General features: G+C 38.8%; 19 protein-coding genes. 16 read left to right on the top strand and 3 right to left on the bottom strand.

The genetic code is table 11. The features are described 5' to 3' along the window. Positions 1–65 precede the first annotated feature (65 nt). A complete protein-coding gene (locus D0T08_RS16315) occupies positions 66–2,636 on the top strand; it encodes a T9SS type A sorting domain-containing protein (protein WP_116983728.1) in 2,571 nt (856 codons plus the stop codon). Between the two features lie 237 nt (positions 2,637–2,873). Further along, a complete protein-coding gene (uvrA, locus tag D0T08_RS16310) occupies positions 2,874–5,717 on the top strand; it encodes an excinuclease ABC subunit UvrA (RefSeq protein WP_116983727.1) in 2,844 nt (947 codons plus the stop codon). Positions 5,718–5,897: 180 nt separating this feature from the next. On the opposite strand, the gene D0T08_RS16305 is transcribed toward uvrA, so the two are convergent. The 3 genes from D0T08_RS16305 to D0T08_RS16295 all read right to left on the bottom strand — a co-directional run bounded on the left by D0T08_RS16305 (position 5,898) and on the right by D0T08_RS16295 (position 8,161). After that, entirely contained in the window at positions 5,898–6,365 is a 468-nt protein-coding gene (locus D0T08_RS16305; protein ID WP_116983726.1) for a MarR family winged helix-turn-helix transcriptional regulator, read from the bottom strand. Between the two features lie 278 nt (positions 6,366–6,643). Further along, positions 6,644–7,045: a nuclear transport factor 2 family protein gene (locus D0T08_RS16300; protein WP_116983725.1), complete on the bottom strand. Its 402-nt coding sequence runs from the start codon at positions 7,043–7,045 to the stop codon at positions 6,644–6,646. A gap of 45 nt (positions 7,046–7,090) precedes the next feature. Next, positions 7,091–8,161 (bottom strand): branched-chain amino acid aminotransferase, encoded by a 1,071-nt coding sequence (locus D0T08_RS16295; protein ID WP_116983724.1) that lies wholly within the window; start codon positions 8,159–8,161, stop codon positions 7,091–7,093. A 205-nt stretch (positions 8,162–8,366) separates the two neighbouring features. On the opposite strand from D0T08_RS16295, the gene D0T08_RS16290 reads away from it, so the two are divergent. The 14 genes from D0T08_RS16290 to D0T08_RS16225 all read left to right on the top strand — a co-directional run bounded on the left by D0T08_RS16290 (position 8,367) and on the right by D0T08_RS16225 (position 18,549). Continuing rightward, positions 8,367–9,068, top strand: a complete 702-nt coding sequence (locus tag D0T08_RS16290; RefSeq protein WP_116983723.1) for an NrtR DNA-binding winged helix domain-containing protein — start codon at positions 8,367–8,369, stop codon at positions 9,066–9,068. Positions 9,069–9,136: 68 nt separating this feature from the next. Further along, positions 9,137–9,982, top strand: coding sequence for a ribose-phosphate diphosphokinase (prs, locus tag D0T08_RS16285; RefSeq protein ID WP_116983722.1), 846 nt, complete (start codon positions 9,137–9,139; stop codon positions 9,980–9,982). A gap of 2 nt (positions 9,983–9,984) precedes the next feature. After that, positions 9,985–10,392, top strand: coding sequence for a hypothetical protein (locus tag D0T08_RS16280; RefSeq protein WP_199538172.1), 408 nt, complete (start codon positions 9,985–9,987; stop codon positions 10,390–10,392). A gap of 2 nt (positions 10,393–10,394) precedes the next feature. Continuing rightward, positions 10,395–10,946 carry an NADAR family protein gene (locus D0T08_RS16275; RefSeq protein ID WP_116983720.1) on the top strand — a complete coding sequence of 184 codons (552 nt, stop codon included), beginning with the start codon at positions 10,395–10,397 and terminating at the stop codon, positions 10,944–10,946. Beyond that, positions 10,943–11,413 carry a macro domain-containing protein gene (locus D0T08_RS16270; RefSeq protein WP_116983719.1) on the top strand — a complete coding sequence of 157 codons (471 nt, stop codon included), beginning with the start codon at positions 10,943–10,945 and terminating at the stop codon, positions 11,411–11,413. Before D0T08_RS16275 ends, D0T08_RS16270 begins: the two co-directional genes overlap by 4 nt. Before the next feature lies 1 nt (position 11,414). Then, positions 11,415–11,843 (top strand): ADP-ribosylation/crystallin J1, encoded by a 429-nt coding sequence (locus D0T08_RS16265; RefSeq protein ID WP_116983718.1) that lies wholly within the window; start codon positions 11,415–11,417, stop codon positions 11,841–11,843. Further along, the gene (locus tag D0T08_RS16260) at positions 11,825–12,352 is read left to right on the top strand and encodes an O-acetyl-ADP-ribose deacetylase (protein WP_116983717.1); all 528 of its coding nucleotides are present in this window, start codon (positions 11,825–11,827) and stop codon (positions 12,350–12,352) included. The genes D0T08_RS16265 and D0T08_RS16260 overlap by 19 nt, the downstream gene beginning before the upstream one ends. After that, on the top strand, positions 12,339–13,196 hold the full coding sequence (locus D0T08_RS16255) for a TIGR02452 family protein (protein WP_158561281.1): 858 nt from the start codon (positions 12,339–12,341) through the stop codon (positions 13,194–13,196). Before D0T08_RS16260 ends, D0T08_RS16255 begins: the two co-directional genes overlap by 14 nt. Further along, a complete protein-coding gene (locus tag D0T08_RS16250; protein ID WP_116983715.1) occupies positions 13,193–13,834 on the top strand; it encodes a DUF4291 domain-containing protein in 642 nt (213 codons plus the stop codon). The genes D0T08_RS16255 and D0T08_RS16250 overlap by 4 nt, the downstream gene beginning before the upstream one ends. A gap of 4 nt (positions 13,835–13,838) precedes the next feature. After that, entirely contained in the window at positions 13,839–14,804 is a 966-nt protein-coding gene (locus tag D0T08_RS16245; RefSeq protein ID WP_116983791.1) for an ADP-ribosylglycohydrolase family protein, read from the top strand. Positions 14,805–14,899: 95 nt separating this feature from the next. Then, positions 14,900–15,442, top strand: coding sequence for an RNA 2'-phosphotransferase (locus tag D0T08_RS16240; RefSeq protein ID WP_116983714.1), 543 nt, complete (start codon positions 14,900–14,902; stop codon positions 15,440–15,442). Then, positions 15,439–16,173: a metallophosphoesterase gene (locus D0T08_RS16235; protein ID WP_116983713.1), complete on the top strand. Its 735-nt coding sequence runs from the start codon at positions 15,439–15,441 to the stop codon at positions 16,171–16,173. The genes D0T08_RS16240 and D0T08_RS16235 overlap by 4 nt, the downstream gene beginning before the upstream one ends. A 24-nt stretch (positions 16,174–16,197) precedes the next feature. Further along, complete coding sequence (locus D0T08_RS16230) at positions 16,198–17,652, top strand: nicotinate phosphoribosyltransferase (RefSeq protein ID WP_116983712.1); 1,455 nt, start codon at positions 16,198–16,200, stop codon at positions 17,650–17,652. A gap of 120 nt (positions 17,653–17,772) precedes the next feature. Continuing rightward, positions 17,773–18,549 (top strand): hypothetical protein, encoded by a 777-nt coding sequence (locus D0T08_RS16225; protein WP_116983711.1) that lies wholly within the window; start codon positions 17,773–17,775, stop codon positions 18,547–18,549. Positions 18,550–18,630: the final 81 nt, after the last annotated feature.

Raw genomic sequence — 18,630 nt, 5'->3', positions numbered from 1 at the left:
GTGGTTGACAATATGTCAGTCAAAAATCTTAATTTTGCCAAAAACCCTGCAAAAAACTGTTTAAGATGTTCTTTAACCCTTTTCAATTTGCCAGAAGAAGGCATATTTTGTCGTTTTGTATTTTACTTTTTACCACCAATACGTTCGCTCAGATTTCGCTCTCTTTTCCTACTAACCGGGCCGTTTTTCAGCGAAATAATGATAATTTAGGCTTCATTAATATTATAGGAAACTACTCCCAGCCTATCGATAAAGTCGAAGCAAGGTTGATTCCGGTCACAGAGGGCCAGGGTACACCTATGGATTGGCTCACCATACAGGAGAATCCGAAAGCAGGCTATTTTTCTGGTAGAATGCCCGGCTTTGGTGGCTGGTATAAGCTGGAGGTTAGGGCCTCAAAAAACACTGTGGTTCTACAAACTATTACTGTCGATAGAGTAGGTATTGGTGAAGTATTTGTGGCTTTAGGGCAGTCAAATGCTTCGGGTCTTCCTCTTTCAGAACTACCTGGTAACAATGTTTTAAGAGCAACTGATGACAGAGTAAATGCCGTTAATTTTAGCAATAAAGCAGTTTTAGACCCGCTACCGGAAAACCTAAACTTTGTTCATTTAGAAGCTGAAGTTGATATAGCCCCTGCCGGAAATACGGCCTGGTGTTATGGCGAATTAGGAGATCGATTAGCTAAAAAGCTGAATGTACCTATCATGTTTTTTAATGCCGGAGAACTAAGCGTTTCGGTTATTAACTGGCGCGAAAGTGCGGAAGGCAAGCCTACAATCAATATATTTGGCCAGGTAATGCCCAAAGGCTTACCCTATACCAATCTGCGCAATACCTTACATTATTATGGGGCATTGTTAGGTGTTCGCTCTCTATTGTGGCTACAAGGTGAAACCGATAATTTCCCTAAACAACTATCGGCTACAGATTATGCTTCTAATCTGCAAACATTAATAGACATTACGCGTGCTCAATTTAGTGGTAATTTAAGTTGGGTAGTGGCACGTACCTCCCTTACTTATCAGCATCCATCAAATCCTGAAATTATCGGAGGACAGAATATTGTTATCGGACGCGCAGGGAATAATGTATTCCCGGGGCCATTTACTGACGATTTGCAACCAAACAGACCTGATTTTGTACATTTTAATAACGCAGGGCCCGGAAATATGGGTCTGACTATGCTAGCTGAAGCCTGGAATAACTACTTAGACAATAATTTTTTTCTAAGTTCTACTCCTGTAATGGCTCGCTCTGCAGTAGATATAAATCTCGCCTGCAATGCTACTAATCAGGCAACATTGACATTGCCAAACAACCTGACAAACTATGAATGGTCTAATGGCGGCAACACAAATCAGATAACAGTTAATAAAGGAACATATTCTGTAAAAGTCAGAGACAATCAGGGTAATCAGTTATTAGTGCCAAGTGTAAATACCAACTTTATTTATCCTGTTACAAGACCACATATAACACATGCAGAAGATTTAGAGTTCTGTGCAAATGTGAGGTCAAGCGTTAATCTGAGAGCTAACGGCGATGAATTTAGAAATTTTCAATGGAGTACAGGGACTGCTGCGCAGGATATAACTGTCAGTAATAGCGGACAATATTCTGTAAAGGGTTTCAATGAATTTGGATGTTATTCGGCTAATTCGGATAATACCGAAGTAAAGATAAATCCTGCGCCTGTTAAGCCAAAGATTGCCGTTTCGCCGAGCGCCTCAGTCTGTGAGGGAGCCACCATTCAATTGAGTGTGAATAACGATGATATTCTACGTTGGAATAATAATATTACTACCAAAGACTTTTCGATAGATGCTGTAGGCGTTTATGATTTTAATGTTGAGGCTACCAATGCTTTTGGTTGCAAAGAGCTATCAGATAATGTAAGTGTGCGAATCAACCCGCTTCCTGCTAAACCTCGCATTACTTTTTCGCCTGATACATTAGCCTGTAAAGGAACCAGTATTAAATTAAGAACAGATTCGAATGAGAATGTTCAGTGGACTAATAATAGCACAGCCAAAGAGATTTCAGTAGATTCGGTGGGTGATTATACTTTTAAAGTAAAGGCCATTACCTCTTTTGGTTGTGTACAGGAATCAGACCCACAAAATGCTCACATCAGAGAAACACCAAAAACACCAGATATAGATAAATTGGGTATCTATACTTTGTTGGCACAAAATGTAACACTTGGCGCATCAGACCAGTTTCAGTGGATTCGTGAAAATACTAAATTTACGACGTCTAAATTATCTTCGCTGAAAGTACAGGAGCCGGGGGCTTATCAGGTTACGGTTGTCAGAACTTATCAATTGGGGAATCGTACACTCATCTGCGAGTCTGTACCTTCAAAGTCTTTGTTCTTAAAACTAGCCAGTGACGCTATTACGTTATATCCCAATCCGGCTGTTGATATTATTTATCTAGAAACCAAAGAAAATCTGAAGAATGTAGAACTGCTTTTCTATACTATATCAGGTAAATTGGCATATAGATTTTATATCACAGATACCACTGAGCGCAAAGACCTTGATTTAAACAAGGTAGAAAACGGTCACTATCTAGTGAAAATAAAAGGCGCTGATTTTGAGAAAACCGAGCGCATAATTATTGACCGATAATAAAGAACTATCTCTATCGATATTTGGTTACAATAGATGAGGTTTTGCCTCGTTTAGGTGATTTAGTGAATGAGTGATTGTGTGAATGAGCGATTAATGTATTGATTATCAAATGTTTAAATCCTCAGTAAACATCAACTAATTTTACTTAATTACTACACTTGTTTTATTGTACGATTTATCTAACTCCAAATATACATACCTGAGCTTTCGTTGGGGAGAACAGGCTTTTTCTTCATGGAAAATTCTTCGCGTAGTTTTATAAAATATCCAGATGTTGATAATCTTGACCCTAAGCAATTTATCATCATTAAAGGAGCTAAAGTAAATAATTTAAAGAATATAGATGTTGCTATTCCACGAAACAAACTGGTGGTAGTAACAGGCTTGTCAGGAAGTGGAAAATCATCATTGGCTTTTGATACCCTTTTTGCTGAGGGGCAACGCATGTATGTCGAGAGTTTGAGTTCGTATGCCCGCCAGTTTTTAGGGCGTATGGAGAAACCCGATGTAGAATATATCAAGGGGGTATCTCCTGCCATAGCTATTGAGCAAAAAGTAGCAACCAAAAACCCACGCTCAACGGTTGGTACTACTACCGAAATTTATGATTACCTCAAACTCTTATTTGCCCATATCGGTATTACTTATTCCCCAATGACCGGAAGAGAAGTAAAAAAAGATACCGTTACCGATGTGGTGAATTTTATTCTTTCACACGCCGAGGGCACAAGAGTAATGGTGCTTACTCCTTTAAAAATTAAAGATGACCGTAAAATCAAGAAGGAATTAGACTTACTCCTCCAAAAAGGCTATACCCGTGTGTTGATTGATGGCGAAATCAAGCAGATTGAAGAAATTGTAGAGGATAGTTATGTGATTGATGAAACAAAGCATAAAATCGAAATTCTGATTGATAGAAATACTGTAAAACATGATGATGAAGATACGCAATTCCGTTTCTCAGATTCGGTACAAACAGCATTTCTTGAGGGAGAGGGTGAGTGTATTATAGATATAGTGGGTGTAGAAAAACGCGTTTTCTCTGATAAATTTGAATTAGACGGGCTGACCTTTGAAGAACCAAGCGTCAATCTGTTTACATTCAATAATCCTTATGGCGCTTGTAAACGTTGCGAAGGTTTTGGTAAAATATTGGGTATAGATCCTGATTTAGTAATACCTGACAAAAATCTTTCAATTTTTGAAGGAGCCATTGTGCCGTGGCGAACAGATAGGATGAGTGAATGGTTAGCTCCTTTATTGAGAAATGGTATCCGTTTTGATTTCCCGATTCATAGGGCTTACAGAGACCTGACACAAGAACAGAAAGACTTACTCTGGACAGGTAACTCTTATTTCCAGGGCTTAAATGCCTTCTTTGCTGATGTTGAAAGTCAGGTATATAAAGTACAATACAGAGTGATGCTCTCACGCTATCGTGGGCGCACAGATTGCCCGGATTGTCGGGGCTCTCGCTTGCGTAAAGACGCGGCTTATGTAAAAATCGGGGGTATTTCCATTACAGATTTGGTATTAATGCCAATCTCCGATGTCATTCAATTCTTCAAAAAACTGGAATTGCCTGATTACCAGCAAGGGATTGCTAAACGAATACTGATAGAGATTAATAGCCGCCTCGACTTTATGGAGCGGGTAGGTTTGGGGTATTTGACCTTAAACCGATTGACATCCAGCTTATCAGGTGGTGAGTTTCAACGCATTAAATTGGCTACTTCCTTAGGTAGTGCATTGGTGGGTTCTATGTATATTCTTGATGAGCCAAGTATTGGTCTACACCCAAGAGATACTCGTCGATTAGTTGGGGTTTTGGAATCTTTACGAGACTTGGGTAATAGTGTGGTGGTAGTAGAACACGAAGAAGAGGTAATGATGGCCGCTGACGAAATTGTGGATATTGGCCCGGATGCAGGAACACTGGGAGGGAATCTGATTTTTCAGGGGAATTGGGAGGATGTGAAGAAAGCAGAAAAAGCCGGAGGCAGCCACACCATTCGCTTCCTGACTGGCGAAGATCAGGTATCAGTACCCACCCAAAGAAGAAAACCTGTTGATTTTATTGAAATCAGAGGTGCCCGGGAAAATAACTTAAAAGAAGTGGATGTAAAATTTCCGATAGGCGTACTGAACGTGGTAACAGGTGTGAGTGGCTCCGGGAAATCTACTTTAGTACGCAAAATCTTATTCCCTGCCATTGCCCGATTGAAAGGAGAATACAGCGAAGAGGCCGGAAAGTACAGCGATTTAATAGGTTCGCTAGACAGAATCACCCAGATTGAGATGGTCGACCAGAATCCAATCGGTAAATCTTCCCGCTCTAATCCGGTAACTTATATCAAGGCCTATGATTATATCAGACAGTTAATGGCTGATCAGCAATTATCAAAAGCCCGCGATTATAAGCCTGCGTTTTTCTCGTTCAACGTAGATGGTGGACGCTGTGAAGCTTGCCAGGGTGAGGGAGAACAAACCATTGAAATGCAATTCATGGCTGATGTGCGCCTGAAATGTGAAAGCTGCGGAGGTAAGCGTTTCAAACAGGAGATTCTGGAAGTAAAATATAAAGACAAGGATATTGCCGATATTCTGGCCATGACGGTTGATGAGGCTATAGAATTTTTTAAAGAAAGTGACCCTAAACTGGCGGACAAACTACAACCTCTACAAGATGTTGGTTTGGGCTATATCGGTTTGGGGCAATCGTCAAGTACTCTATCAGGTGGAGAAGCACAACGGGTAAAACTGGCATTCTTTTTAAGCAAAGGCAATGCAGATAAAGGCAAAACCTTATTCGTATTTGACGAACCTACTACCGGACTACATTTTCATGACATTAAGAAACTACTGAAAGCCATTAATGCCTTAGTAGACCAGGGAGATTCGGTGATTATCATTGAACATAATATGGAAATCATTAAATCAGCCGATTGGATTATTGATTTAGGGCCGGAAGGGGGAGAAAAAGGTGGTTATGTAACCTTTGAAGGTACACCGGAAGAAATGGTAAAACTCGAAAACAACTATACAGCAGAGTTTCTGAAAGAAAAAATAAAGGTCTGAGTACTCAGACCTTTATTTTGAGCAGGTTTAAATATTGTTATTCTGGCCGAAAAGGACAGATTTTTAAGCTAGACAAGGCGCATTTTGCAGACGTAGCCAGCAGCTACGGCGAAAAAATGCAACGCAGTATAGCTTAAAAAGATGCCTTTGTAGGTCGAATTATAATTTTTAAACATGCTCTCAATCCATTATTTCGAATATAATATTATCTTTTACCTTACTGTTTTCTTCATCTACCAGTGAATTAATTTCTTTAATCACCTCAAAAAAAACAGCTAGTTTGTCGGCAGGTATCACTTCCTGAATCTTCTTATTGAAGATGATTACTCCCTCGCGCGCAAAGTTTCTTTTTCTTTTGCCTTCCTCCGTCAGATATACTTTTACGAAACGCTTGTCATCAGCATCGGTTTCACGATAAATCCAGCCTTTTTCTTCCAATGTTTTCAGCATGCGGGTCAGGCTACGGGGCTCCATACCTATCGAGGGGCCTATTTTTGTAGCAGGTGTACCTTTCTCTGAATCAATATTAAGCAATACATAGCCAATGGCCATGGTTATATCATATTGGCTTGCATAGGCATTGTACATGCGTGAAATAGCATGCCAGGCCCATTTTAGATGAAAATCTATCGTTTTTTCCTTCCTCATTGGTGTTTGCGCTTCGGGTAACCACAAATGTAGAAAAAAATCAGTATGCAGGCATACTATCATGAAAATTATTTTGAGAATAAGAAGAGGTTTTCTCAAGAGCTTAGTTTCTTTACTTTATTCAAACTTATCAATTACTTGTAGTGAATAAAAAAAACTAATTGTCAGAAGAACTATATATAGTAGAAATCTTTACGTTGAAGATAAGCAAACAACCCCGAAACATCAGAAAATTGACGGTCCCGGGGTCGTTTTATACTCAATCTATTAAAACATCATTAACTATACAATTTTGAGAAAAATGAATCTACTATCTGTTGATTTTCAGGGAAATTATGTACTTCGACAATTTTGCCATTTCCAATTTTCCACAAAAGACATGACATATTATTCAGATTCTCTTCGTTTTCAAGGTTGCTCCAATTCCTATGGCAGTCAATCACAAAATTTTCGTTAACGCCCATAACTATTGGTTCGGCCTTAAATGACCCTTTTCCTAATTGTTGAAAATATTCTAAAACTGATTCAATCCCCACTTTTGTTCCACTGAGTGGGTGTGTTCCAGGTATATGCCATTTTATATTTTCATCAAGTACTTCACCTATTTTATCGTAATTATTCTCAGCATATGCTGAAAAAAAAGCTCCTATTAATTGAATATTCGGATGTTGTTCTTCCATAAAATTTTGCAGAATACTGCTAAACTGAATTTACTTTAAATTGTCTTAAGCATTCACTTTCCAAACCCAACCGAAAGTATCTTCTACTTTACCTGTGCGAACATCGTTCAAGGCTTTTTTCAATTGAGAAGAGATAGATTTTTCGGTGATTTCAGGTAAGTCATAATCTTCACCTTCAAAACCAATAGCAGCAAACGGTGATACCACTACGGCTGTTCCTGCACCAAATACCTCTGTTACAGTGCCATTGCTGATACCTGAGATTACCTCCTCTACCGATACTCTTCTTTCTTCAACTTCAATACCCATCGATTGTGCTAATTTTACCAAAGAATCACGGGTAACACCTTTCAGGATAGTACTGCTTACTGCAGGCGTAACCAGCTTACCATCTATCACAAACATCACGTTCATGGTACCTGACTCTTCAAAATATTTATGTTCAATGGCATCTGTCCATAATAATTGTGTATATCCTTGTTGTTGCGCCAATTTAGCCGGATACAACGAAGCCGCATAGTTACCTGCACATTTCGCATAACCTACGCCACCCGGAGCCGCACGGATAAATTCAGTTTCTACTTTCACTTTCGGCGGCGTAGAGTAGTATTTACCTGCCGGACTCATAATAATCATGAAACGATAGTTTTGTGATGGACGAACACCCAGATACACATCACTAGAAATCATGAATGGTCTTAGATACAATGAATTATCTTCACCTTTGGGTACCCAGGCAGCATCTAAACGCAACAATTCTTCCAACCCACCAATGAATATTTCTTCCGGCACTTGTGCCATACACATGCGTTCAGCCGAAATGTTAAAACGTTTCCAATTATCTTGCGGACGGAACATCAATACTTCGTCGTTGTCATTTTTGAAAGCTTTCATTCCTTCAAAAATCGCTTGTCCGTAATGCAGACTTGCCAGAGCCGGATTATAGCTGATATCACCAAAAGGAAGAATTTTCGGTGTTTGCCATTGTCCATCAATATAATCAGCCACGAGCATGTGGTCTGTAAAGAGCGAACCAAATACAATATTATTAGGGTCAAACTGATGAATTCTGCTTTGTGCTACTGTGGTAACGTCGAAGTTTAATGTCTCTGTCATGATAAACTTTATTAATTATGTACTCAAATAACTATTCCATTTGCGAAACAACAAAGAATATACCACATTGTCAAGGAAAAATGCAAAAATAGTTGTTAAGACAAGTTTTTTAATCTCAGTCATACCGTTACCTCAAAAAACAGCCCATTTCTATACCGATATTTGCTGTTAGTCGCTACTTTTGCGTAAATTATACGCCACGAATATGTCTGAAACGAATGAAATAAAAGTAGCTGTCGATGCCATTGTGTTTGGTTATCAGCAAAACACGCTGTATGTGTTGTTGGTAAAACAGAAGTTCGGACAAATGAAAGGTATATGGGTACTGCCGGGTGGCTTTGTGCTCAAACACGAATCACTGAAAGAGGCCGTAACCCGTGAGCTACAGGAGGAAGCAGGCATTCAGGTAAATTATCTGGAGCAGTTATATACTTTCGGCGATGATATCAACCGCGACCCTCGTTTCAGGGTTATTTCTGTTGCTTATTTTGCATTGGTGAATCCCGATAATTTTGCTTTGGTGCATCAGAACGACACCGATGCCGAAGAAGCCCAATGGTTTGCGATTGATAGAGTTCCTAAGCTGGGTTACGACCACAACGAGATTATCAAAGTAGCGCATCAACGATTAAAAAACAAATTGACCTATCAACCGATTGGTTTCGATTTATTAGCTGAGGAGTTTCCTTTCTCAGACCTCGAAAGCCTCTACACAGTTATCTTAGAACAGGATATTGATCGCCGCAATTTCAGGAAGAAAATATTAAGCTTCGGTTTTCTGGAAGAAACAAATACGCTTTCCCCTAATACTGGAAGCGGTCGCCCTGCCCGATTATTCAGATTTAATAACAACGCTTATAATCAGCTCTTAAGCAAGGGTTTTCATTTTGAAATAACATTTGCGTAAATTTTACACAAAACATTTTGAGATGTCATTTAATTCTATTTATATTTGCGTAAAAATTACACAAATACATGAAAACAATTAATTTAGATAAAAACTTCAACTCGTTCCTGGAACTGGAAAGCATCAGTTTTGAGGCATTCACTTTTGCAGGTGGAGAACCACATATCAAAATCAAATCAGACTTTGCTATTACAGAGCAGGTAGTGATAAGTCACCGACTTAACTCATTTAATGATTTAGGGCTTTTATGTGTGGCAGTGGATGCTTTAAAACGAATGAAAGTAAAAGAGATAAATGCTTTTATCCCCTACTTTCCGGCGGCCCGACAAGATAGAGTGATGGTGGGTGGGGAGCCTTTGACAGTGAAAGTGTATGCCGATATTATCAATGCCTTACAACTCAGCAAAGTAACGGTCTTTGACCCACATTCTGAGGTAACTCCGGCCTTGTTGAATAATTGTGAGGTGATTCCGAATCATACTTTTATTAAAAAGGCAATCGAACATATTGGAGAAACTCCTCTATTGATTTCACCCGATGGGGGTGCTTTGAAGAAAATTTACAAGGTATCGGAATACTTAGGAGGGGTTGAAGTAGTAGAATGCTCTAAAAGCAGAGATGTAAAGACAGGTAAGTTATCAGGCTTTAAAGTGTATGCCGACGATTTACAAGGCAGAGATTGTATGATAGTAGACGACATCTGCGACGGTGGCGCTACTTTTATCGGGCTAGCAGAAGAATTGAAAAAGAAAAATGCGGGCAAGCTATACTTAGCCATCAGCCACGGGATATTCAGTAAAGGATTTGCTAATCTGACGCAGCATTTTGAAAAAATATTCACTACTGATTCGGTTAAGAATGTTGCGGAAGCCGGAGTTGTACAGATTAATTTAGGAGACATTTTAGATAAATAGAAATGAAAAAGATATGCTATTTCATATCAGGACACGGGAACATCACTTTTGAAGAATGGCTGGATCACTATAAACCTTTGATTGATCAGGCACTAAAAGAGGAATCCTGTTTTATCATTGGCGATTTCAGAGGAGTTGATACATTAAGTATGGAGTATTTAAAAGATAAGACGGCATCGGTTACTATCACCCACTGTTTTTCAAGTGCTCGTTATAAGGTAGATATTATAGGTCTTTTATCTAACGAATGGCAATATATAGGAGGTTTCGCGAATGATACAGAAAGAGATACTTTTATGACAGACAATAGCGATATGGATATAGCCTGGATAAGAGCAGGAAGAGAGAAAAGTGGAACAGCGAAAAATATCAGGAGAAGAAAGAATAAAATTCACACAATAGAAAATTAGTAATGAAATACACGATAGAAAAGCTGATAGCAAACGAATCAGCAGGTAACAGAAATAAATTCCTGTTCTTCTGGGGCCATCAACCATCAAAAGATGGGAGCATCACCAAAACCTGTTTCAGCCAATGGTGGTTAAGTGCTTTTACAGTAGAAGGAATTACATACCCAACGGCTGAGCATTGGATGATGGCTAAGAAAGCAGAGTTATTTGAAGATAACGAGATATTAAATAAGATTTTATCCGCAAAATCACCTGCCGAAGCTAAAAAGTTAGGCAGAAAAGTAAAAAATTATTTGGAAGAAATCTGGCTAGCGAATCGCTACCAGATTGTGAAAGAGGGTAATTATCACAAATTCAGTCAACATGAGGCTTTGAAAGATTTTCTTTTAAATACAAGTGATAGAGTACTGGTAGAAGCCAGCCCGGTTGACAGTATCTGGGGAATCGGTATGGCCACAGACCATAAAGACATAGAAAATCCTGAAAAGTGGAAGGGCCTGAACTTATTGGGCTTTGCTTTGATGGAAGTTAGAGATGAATTGAGCATACAATGAAAGAGATAATATATCTGAAAGGAGATGCTACACTTCCACAAGCCAATGGAACCAGGATTATTGCTCATATCTGCAATGATATAGGTGGTTGGGGGAAAGGTTTTGTTGTAGCCATTTCGAAACGATGGAAAGCACCCGAAATAGCTTATAGAGAATGGCATAAAACCAAAACAGATTTTGCTCTCGGCAATATTCAGCTGATTCAGGTAGAAGATGAAATTTTTGTTGCCAATATGATTGCCCAAAGAGGTATGGGAATAAGAAAGAACCAACCTCCTATTGACTATAAAGCAGTTGAATTATGCTTGTCAAATTTAGCTAAAAATGCACAAAACCTCCAGGCAAGTATTCATATGCCAAAAATAGGTTGTGGATTGGGAGGTGGTAGATGGGAAATTATAGAACCTATGATTCAGAAAACACTGCTGGCAAATGATATAGAAACCTTTGTTTACGATTTTGAATGAGATGAAAACCACATTATATAGACCTATAGGTCTGAAAGAATTGCAATTGATTATTGACAGTGACTATAAAAAGTTTCCGCCACGATTATCCTGGCAACCCATCTTCTATCCGGTGCTCAATCAGGCTTATGCCGAACAGATAGCATTAGAATGGAATACAAACGATGAGTTTTCGGGGTATTGTGGTGTGGTAACGGGATTCTCTTTACCAACTGAGTATTTGCAAAAATATCCGATACAGAATGTGGGGGCTAAAATTCATGAAGAATTGTGGGTTCCTGCAGAAGACCTGGAAGATTTCAACAATCAGATAATAGGTGGCATAGAAATTATAAAGGTTTTTATAGGTAAACAATTTGATGCTTTAAAAAATGATGAAGCAACCAAGGTAGTATTAAACCATAAGGACTCATGGCAACAATCAGATTAATCAAAGGCGATATCACTGTATCAGATACAGATGCGATTGTCAATGCAGCTAATTCATCCTTACTGGGTGGTGGAGGTGTTGATGGAGCCATTCATCGTAAGGGTGGGCCCCAGATTCTGGAAGAATGTATAGCCATACGAAACCGACAAGGTGGTTGTAAAACAGGAGAAGCGGTGTACACATCCGGTGGTCAGTTGCCTTGTCGATATGTCATTCATACCGTAGGACCTATCTGGAGCGGAGGTTATAAAAAGGAAAGAGAACTATTAAAAAATTGCTATCATAATTCACTCAAAATAGCCAATGAATTGAATATAGCTACCGTTGCTTTCCCCAATATCAGTACAGGAATTTATCATTTTCCAAAAGAGGAAGCAGCAGAAATAGCCATTCAGGCCGTACAGGAATTTCTCAACTCAGAAAATAAGACAGTTCGGGAAGTAGTTTTCGTCTGTTTTGATGAAGAGAATTATGAGATATATAAAAATAAAATCCATGAGCGCGACTAAAAACAGAAACAAAAGAGCCTTAACAGCAGAAGAAACCTTAAAAATATTAGACCAAGGGTGGTATACAGCTGATGACAAGACCATCACTATCGAAGAATCGGTTGATTACTCCGTTGATAACACTAAACTTATCAGACCGAACGGTTTCAATGAAATATTGGAATCAGCGAATACTAAGCTAGATAATTTGGACTTTGACACTAGTATCGAAGTGAAAAACTGCACAGTTTTAGAAGCCTTATCGCAATTAACGCAGATAAATACAAGTGTAGGTTGCTTGAATTTCGCTTCTGCCAAAAATCCCGGAGGGGGATTTTTAGGAGGTGCCCAGGCACAGGAAGAAAGTCTGTCAAGAGCCAGTGCTTTGTATCTAAGCCTGTTAAAGCACTTTGAAATGTATGAATATAATCGCTCACAAAATACTTTCTTGTATTCTGATTATATGATATACAGCCCGGAGGTATTGATTTTCAGAGACGATAATGATACGCTTCTGGCTAATCCTTACAAAGTCTCCTTTGTAACGAGTCCGGCGGTAAATGCGGGAGCCATGAAACAGAATAACATTTCTGAGTTAGATTTGGTAGAACAAACCATGTTTCAGCGAATAGATAAAGTATTAGCCGTTTTTGTTGCCAATGGCATCGAAAACTTAGTTTTGGGCGCCTGGGGCTGCGGTGTATTTCAGAATGAGCCTAAAGATATTGCTCAATATTTTGCCCGGTATTTAACTGAAAATGGAAAATACAGTAAGGCATTTAAAAACATCTTGTTTGCCGTATTAGACCGAAATGCAGCGCAGGAGAATATCGCGGCTTTTGAGAAAGTATTTAATGTAAAATGAAATCCGGAAGCTACATACAACACTTCAATAGATTACCGAAAGAGGGTAAATATGTTATTGGTCAAAAAGTAGAGGATAATATAATTGTTTATCAGGCATTTAACCCAAGCATAGCCAGGTATGCTATTATACACCAAAAATTTGGCGGAGAACACTATAGTTTTAATAGAATGTCATGGATAAAACCCGGTTTTCTCTGGATGATGCATCGGGCAGGTTGGGCATCTAAGGATCATCAACAACATATTTTAGCTATTACTATTTCTCAGATACACTTTGAAGAAATTTTAAAGCAAGCCACTATTTCTTCATTTGACGATGCACTTTTTGATTCCAGAGAAAAATGGCAGCAAGAATTAGCTAAAACCCAAGTGCGGTTGCAATGGGACCCAGACCATGATCCATATGGAAACAAAATTGCAAGAAAAGCTATACAGTTGGGACTAAAAGGAGAGATACTTAGAAAATTCTGCACAGATTGGATTATCAAGATTGACGACATTACTCCTTTTGTAAAAGAACAATATGAATATGTGAAATCAAAAAGATTAGACGCGTTGCAAGTGCCAGTTGAAGAAGTTATTGAAATTATGGATGAAAGTATTTGTAAGCGCATTGGAATCAATATTACCAATTAAAACAATGAAAAGTCTTATACATAGTGCCTTATTCGGAGTAGCTGTAGGCGATGCCTTAGGTGTACCTGTTGAGTTTAAATCAAGAGAATATCTGAAACAAAACCCTGTAACTTTTATGACAGGTTATGGCACACATGGCCAACCTGCGGGTACATGGTCTGATGATAGCTCTCTTACTTTTTGTCTGGCTGAAATGCTATGTAAAGGTTATGATTTAAAATTATTGGCTCAACTATTTGTCGGCTGGTACAATGCTGAAGTCTGGACACCTCATGGCAAAGTTTTCGATATTGGCATTGCTACCTCACAAGCCATTCATAGCTTGTCTAAGGGGATTACGCCCACCCTCGCTGGAGGAACAGGCGAGGAGAGTAATGGCAATGGTTCATTGATGCGCATTTTATCGCTTGTTTTTTATACCAAAGACTTGCCTATTAAGAAAAGATTCCAAATCGTAAAAGAGGTATCATCACTTACACATGCGCATATCCGCTCTGTTTTAGGATGCTTTATTTATACAGAAATGGCTTTGCAAATCATGGCATTAAAAGATAAATGGAAAGCTTATGCCGAGACGGTTAAAAGTGTAAATGATTTTTTGAATAATAATGCTATTTGCTCACAGATGGAAATAGATAAATACCATCGTATTTTACAAAATCCTATTGGTAATTATACCATTCTTCCTATTCATGAATATTATGAGGCTGAGATAGGCTCATCAGGCTATGTGCTTGACACTCTGGAAGCTTCGTTCTGGTGTTTGTTTCATACTGACAATTATAAAGATGCTGTTTTGAAAGCAGTTAATTTAGGCAGCGATACAGATACAACCGGAGCAGTTACCGGAGGATTGGCCGGATTGTTATATGGTTATGAAAGCATCCCTAACGAATGGATTGATAGTCTGGCAAGAAAAGATGATATTGATGAGTTGGGTAATAGGCTGGCTTTAAAAACGGGTTTATAATCATTTTAAAACCAACAAATAAAAAATCATCCACATTCTTACCTTTATCAGGAATTATAATTTATTTACTGCTTAGTTTTAAAATCGAATAACACATGACAGAAGAACATAAAAAATCAATCAGCAAATTTCTGAGTCTGGTGCTCAGGCATCAGCCGCAGGAAATTTGTCTGATACTCAACGAAAACGGCTGGGCTGAAGTAGCAGAATTAATGCAGAAATCAGCCAAAAGAGGCATACGTTTTTCGATAGAAGAATTAGAAGAAATTGTAGCAACCAATGATAAAAAGCGGTTTTCTTTTAGCGAAGACAAAACCATGATTCGGGCGAATCAGGGGCATTCAGTCGAAATAGATCTGGCATTAAAACCTGTTGCTCCGCCTGAAGTATTGTATCATGGCACAGCCGAAAAGAATCTGGCTTCCATTCTTGAACAAGGCATCCAGAAAATGAGTCGCCAGCATGTGCATTTAAGCAAGGAAAAAGAAACCGCTCATAAAGTAGGCTCAAGACACGGAAAACCCGTAATATTGGCTATCAATGCAGCGCAAATGCATCAGGATGGTTTACTATTTTATCAATCAGACAATGGCGTTTGGCTTACGGATGAAGTAGCCAGACAATATATACAGTTATGAGACCAAGAACTTTAGTGATTGGCGATATACATGGCGGCTTAAAAGCCTTAAAACAAGTGCTGGAAAGAGCCCATTTGACCGAACAAGACACACTCATTTTTCTGGGCGATTATGTAGATGGCTGGAGTGAATCGGCTCAGGTTATTCAGTTTTTAACAGAACTGGATCAAAAGCAACATTGCGTTTTCATTACCGGGAATCATGATTCCTGGTGCGAAGACTGGTTGCGGGAGGGGGAATGGGACAAAACCTGGTTATTTCATGGAGGAGCATCCACTGTAGACAGCTATACGTTTCTCTCTGAAGCTCAAAGACAAGAACACCTGAATTTCTTTGAAAGAATGAAGCTCTATCATGTAGATGCACAAAACAGACTTTTTTTACATGCCGGATTTACTTCTATGCACGGTCCTTCGCATGAATTCCATTCATCTAATTTTAAATGGGACAGAACGCTTTGGGAAATGGCTTTGACGATGGATAAGCATATCAAAAAAGATTCAAAGCTTTACCCTAAACGGCTACTCCAATTTTATGAAATCTATATTGGCCATACGCCTACCCTTAATTATGATATGACAGTTCCGATGAATGGCTGCAATGTGTGGAATGTAGATACAGGGGCAGCTTTTACAGGGAGCCTTACTATTATGGATGTAGATTCGAAGGAATTCTGGCAAAGTGACCCTTTACCAAGCCTCTATCCGGACGAAAAAGGAAGAAACAAGTAAATTTTTTATATATCACAAATAGCTATGAATCCTTTATTATTAACCGATGGCTATAAAGTAGACCATCGCAGACAATATCCCACAGGTACAACATTAGTGTATTCTAACTGGACACCTAGAAAAAGCAGAATCGAAAGCATCCATGAGGTAGTGTTTTTTGGCTTACAATATTTTTTGAAGAAATATATCATTGAAGATTTCACGAATCACTTTTTTAATCAACCTAAAGAAGTGGTGGTAAAACAATATGCTCGTTTTATTAATAATTATTTAGGCGAAAATCAGGTAGGTACCGCCCATATAGAAGCTTTGCACGATTTAGGGTATATTCCCATGGTTTTCAAGGCATTGCCCGAGGGTGTAAGCGTACCCGTACGTGTACCAATGTTTACGATGTATAATACCAAACCTGAATTTTTCTGGCTCACCAATTATTTTGAAACCTTGCTTTCAACCGCCATCTGGGTGCCTTGTACGTCTGCTACAATTGCCAGACAATACCGCAGGATTTTAGATAAATATGCGCAGGAAACCTCTTCAGTACCCGAGTTTGTCGATTGGCAGGCGCATGATTTCTCCATGCGGGGTATGGGTGGTATCGAAGCCAGTGTTACTTCGGGTTCAGGACATTTATTGAGTTTTACAGGTACCGATACTATCCCGACCTTACAGTTTCTGGAAACCTATTATAATGCCAATTCAGATACCGAATTGATTGGTGGATCTGTAGCTGCTACCGAGCACTCTGTGATGTGTATGGGAACTAACGAAGGTGAATATGAGACCTTCAAACGGCTGATTACAGATATTTATCCTAAGGGTATCGTATCAATCGTATCTGATACCTGGGATTTATGGAAAGTATTAACCGAATATTTGCCCGCCTTGAAAGAAGAAATTACGAATAGAGAAGGCAAAGTAGTAATCCGCCCTGATTCGGGAGACCCTGTGGATATTATCGCTGGGAATCCTGATGGAAAAACCATTGAAGAAAAGAAAGGCGTAATAGAATTGCTATGGGATACTTTTGGTGGTACTACTAATGCCAAAGGGTATAAAGAATTAATCCCAAAAATAGGTGCTATTTATGGTGATAGTATCACGATTGACAGAGCAACTCAGATCTGTGAAAGATTAAAACAAAAAGGCTTTGCCTCTACCAACGTAGTATTAGGCATTGGCTCTTATACCTATCAATACAATACGCGTGATACTTTTGGTTTTGCTATGAAAGCCACTTATGGCGAAGTAAATGGCGAGGGAAGAGAAATTTATAAAGACCCCATTACGGACGATGGCACCAAGAAATCTGCCAAAGGATTGATTCAGATTTATAAAGACCCACAAGGCCATTATCAACTAAAAGACCAATGTAGCTGGGAAGAAGAAAAACAAGGTGAGTTGAGAGAGGTTTTCAGAGATGGTAAATTGTTAATTGATGATTCGTTGGCTGAGATTAGAAAAAGGCTAAAATCCTGATATTTGTAATAGATTAATCAGCTAGGAGGTGTCTTAGCTGATTTTTTATTAAACTTCTATCCTTTCCTATCTTTCAATCAATTGTATATTTGCCATCAGAAACGCATACCCATCATTTCAATGAAAAAACTGCATTATTTTTTCCTTTCAGCTTTAGTTATTGTATTAAATGCTTGTGACAGCAGTACCAGTGAAAAAGAAAAAGCACTTTCGAATTTATCAGGGCATTGGCTTAATAAAGAATATTTAGATGCGCTCGCCAGTACTCACTCTCCGATGACAGTTGCTGATAATATCCCGTTTTATACCACCGAACTTTTGTTGTTTAGTAATACTCCTGATTCTATCACAGTTTTTAATGGTCAGGTAGAAACTACTACGCTTCCTTTTAAAAGAAGTGGAGATACCTTACGTCTGAAATTGAATCGTGACCCGGAAACTGAAATCGTTTATAACTCTTCAAGCAAAACGTTAACTTATGTAGACAAGGCCCTGAACCGGGTTTATACTTTTACCAGAGCAGATAGCAGCCTGATTGATAAGAGCTATAGTCCAGCCATTGCTTTCCCAACGGCCGTTAATAAAACTTTATTAGAGGGCTCATGGGATATGGTAGAAGGAGATTCTCCTGCTAAGATAGTTCAGTTTGATAGATTCGGGCAGATTAAAGGTTGGGATAAATACCTGACTTATACCATTTGTGTAAATGGTGATTGTGCCGCCAACGAAAGTGGGGACCTGATTATTCTGAATAATAAAGGAACTGCCGACCAATATGGTTTCATATCAAAAAGAGATACACTTACACTTTTCAAACTCACCCAGATTAACGACCCCGACGAAAAACCTGTCTACCAACATGGACAGCAATTGCTGTTTTTAGTCCGTAAAAAATAAGCCTGATTATTGCGCTAAAAAAAATCAATAGTATGCTTGCATAATATTTTCAAAATTCTTTATCTTTGTAACAGTATGCAC

The organism is Emticicia sp. C21 (assembly GCF_003418935.1).
Lineage (GTDB): Bacteria > Bacteroidota > Bacteroidia > Cytophagales > Spirosomataceae > Emticicia.
Note: the sequence above shows the minus strand (reverse complement) of the source record. Positions and strands in the feature narration are given on the sequence as shown.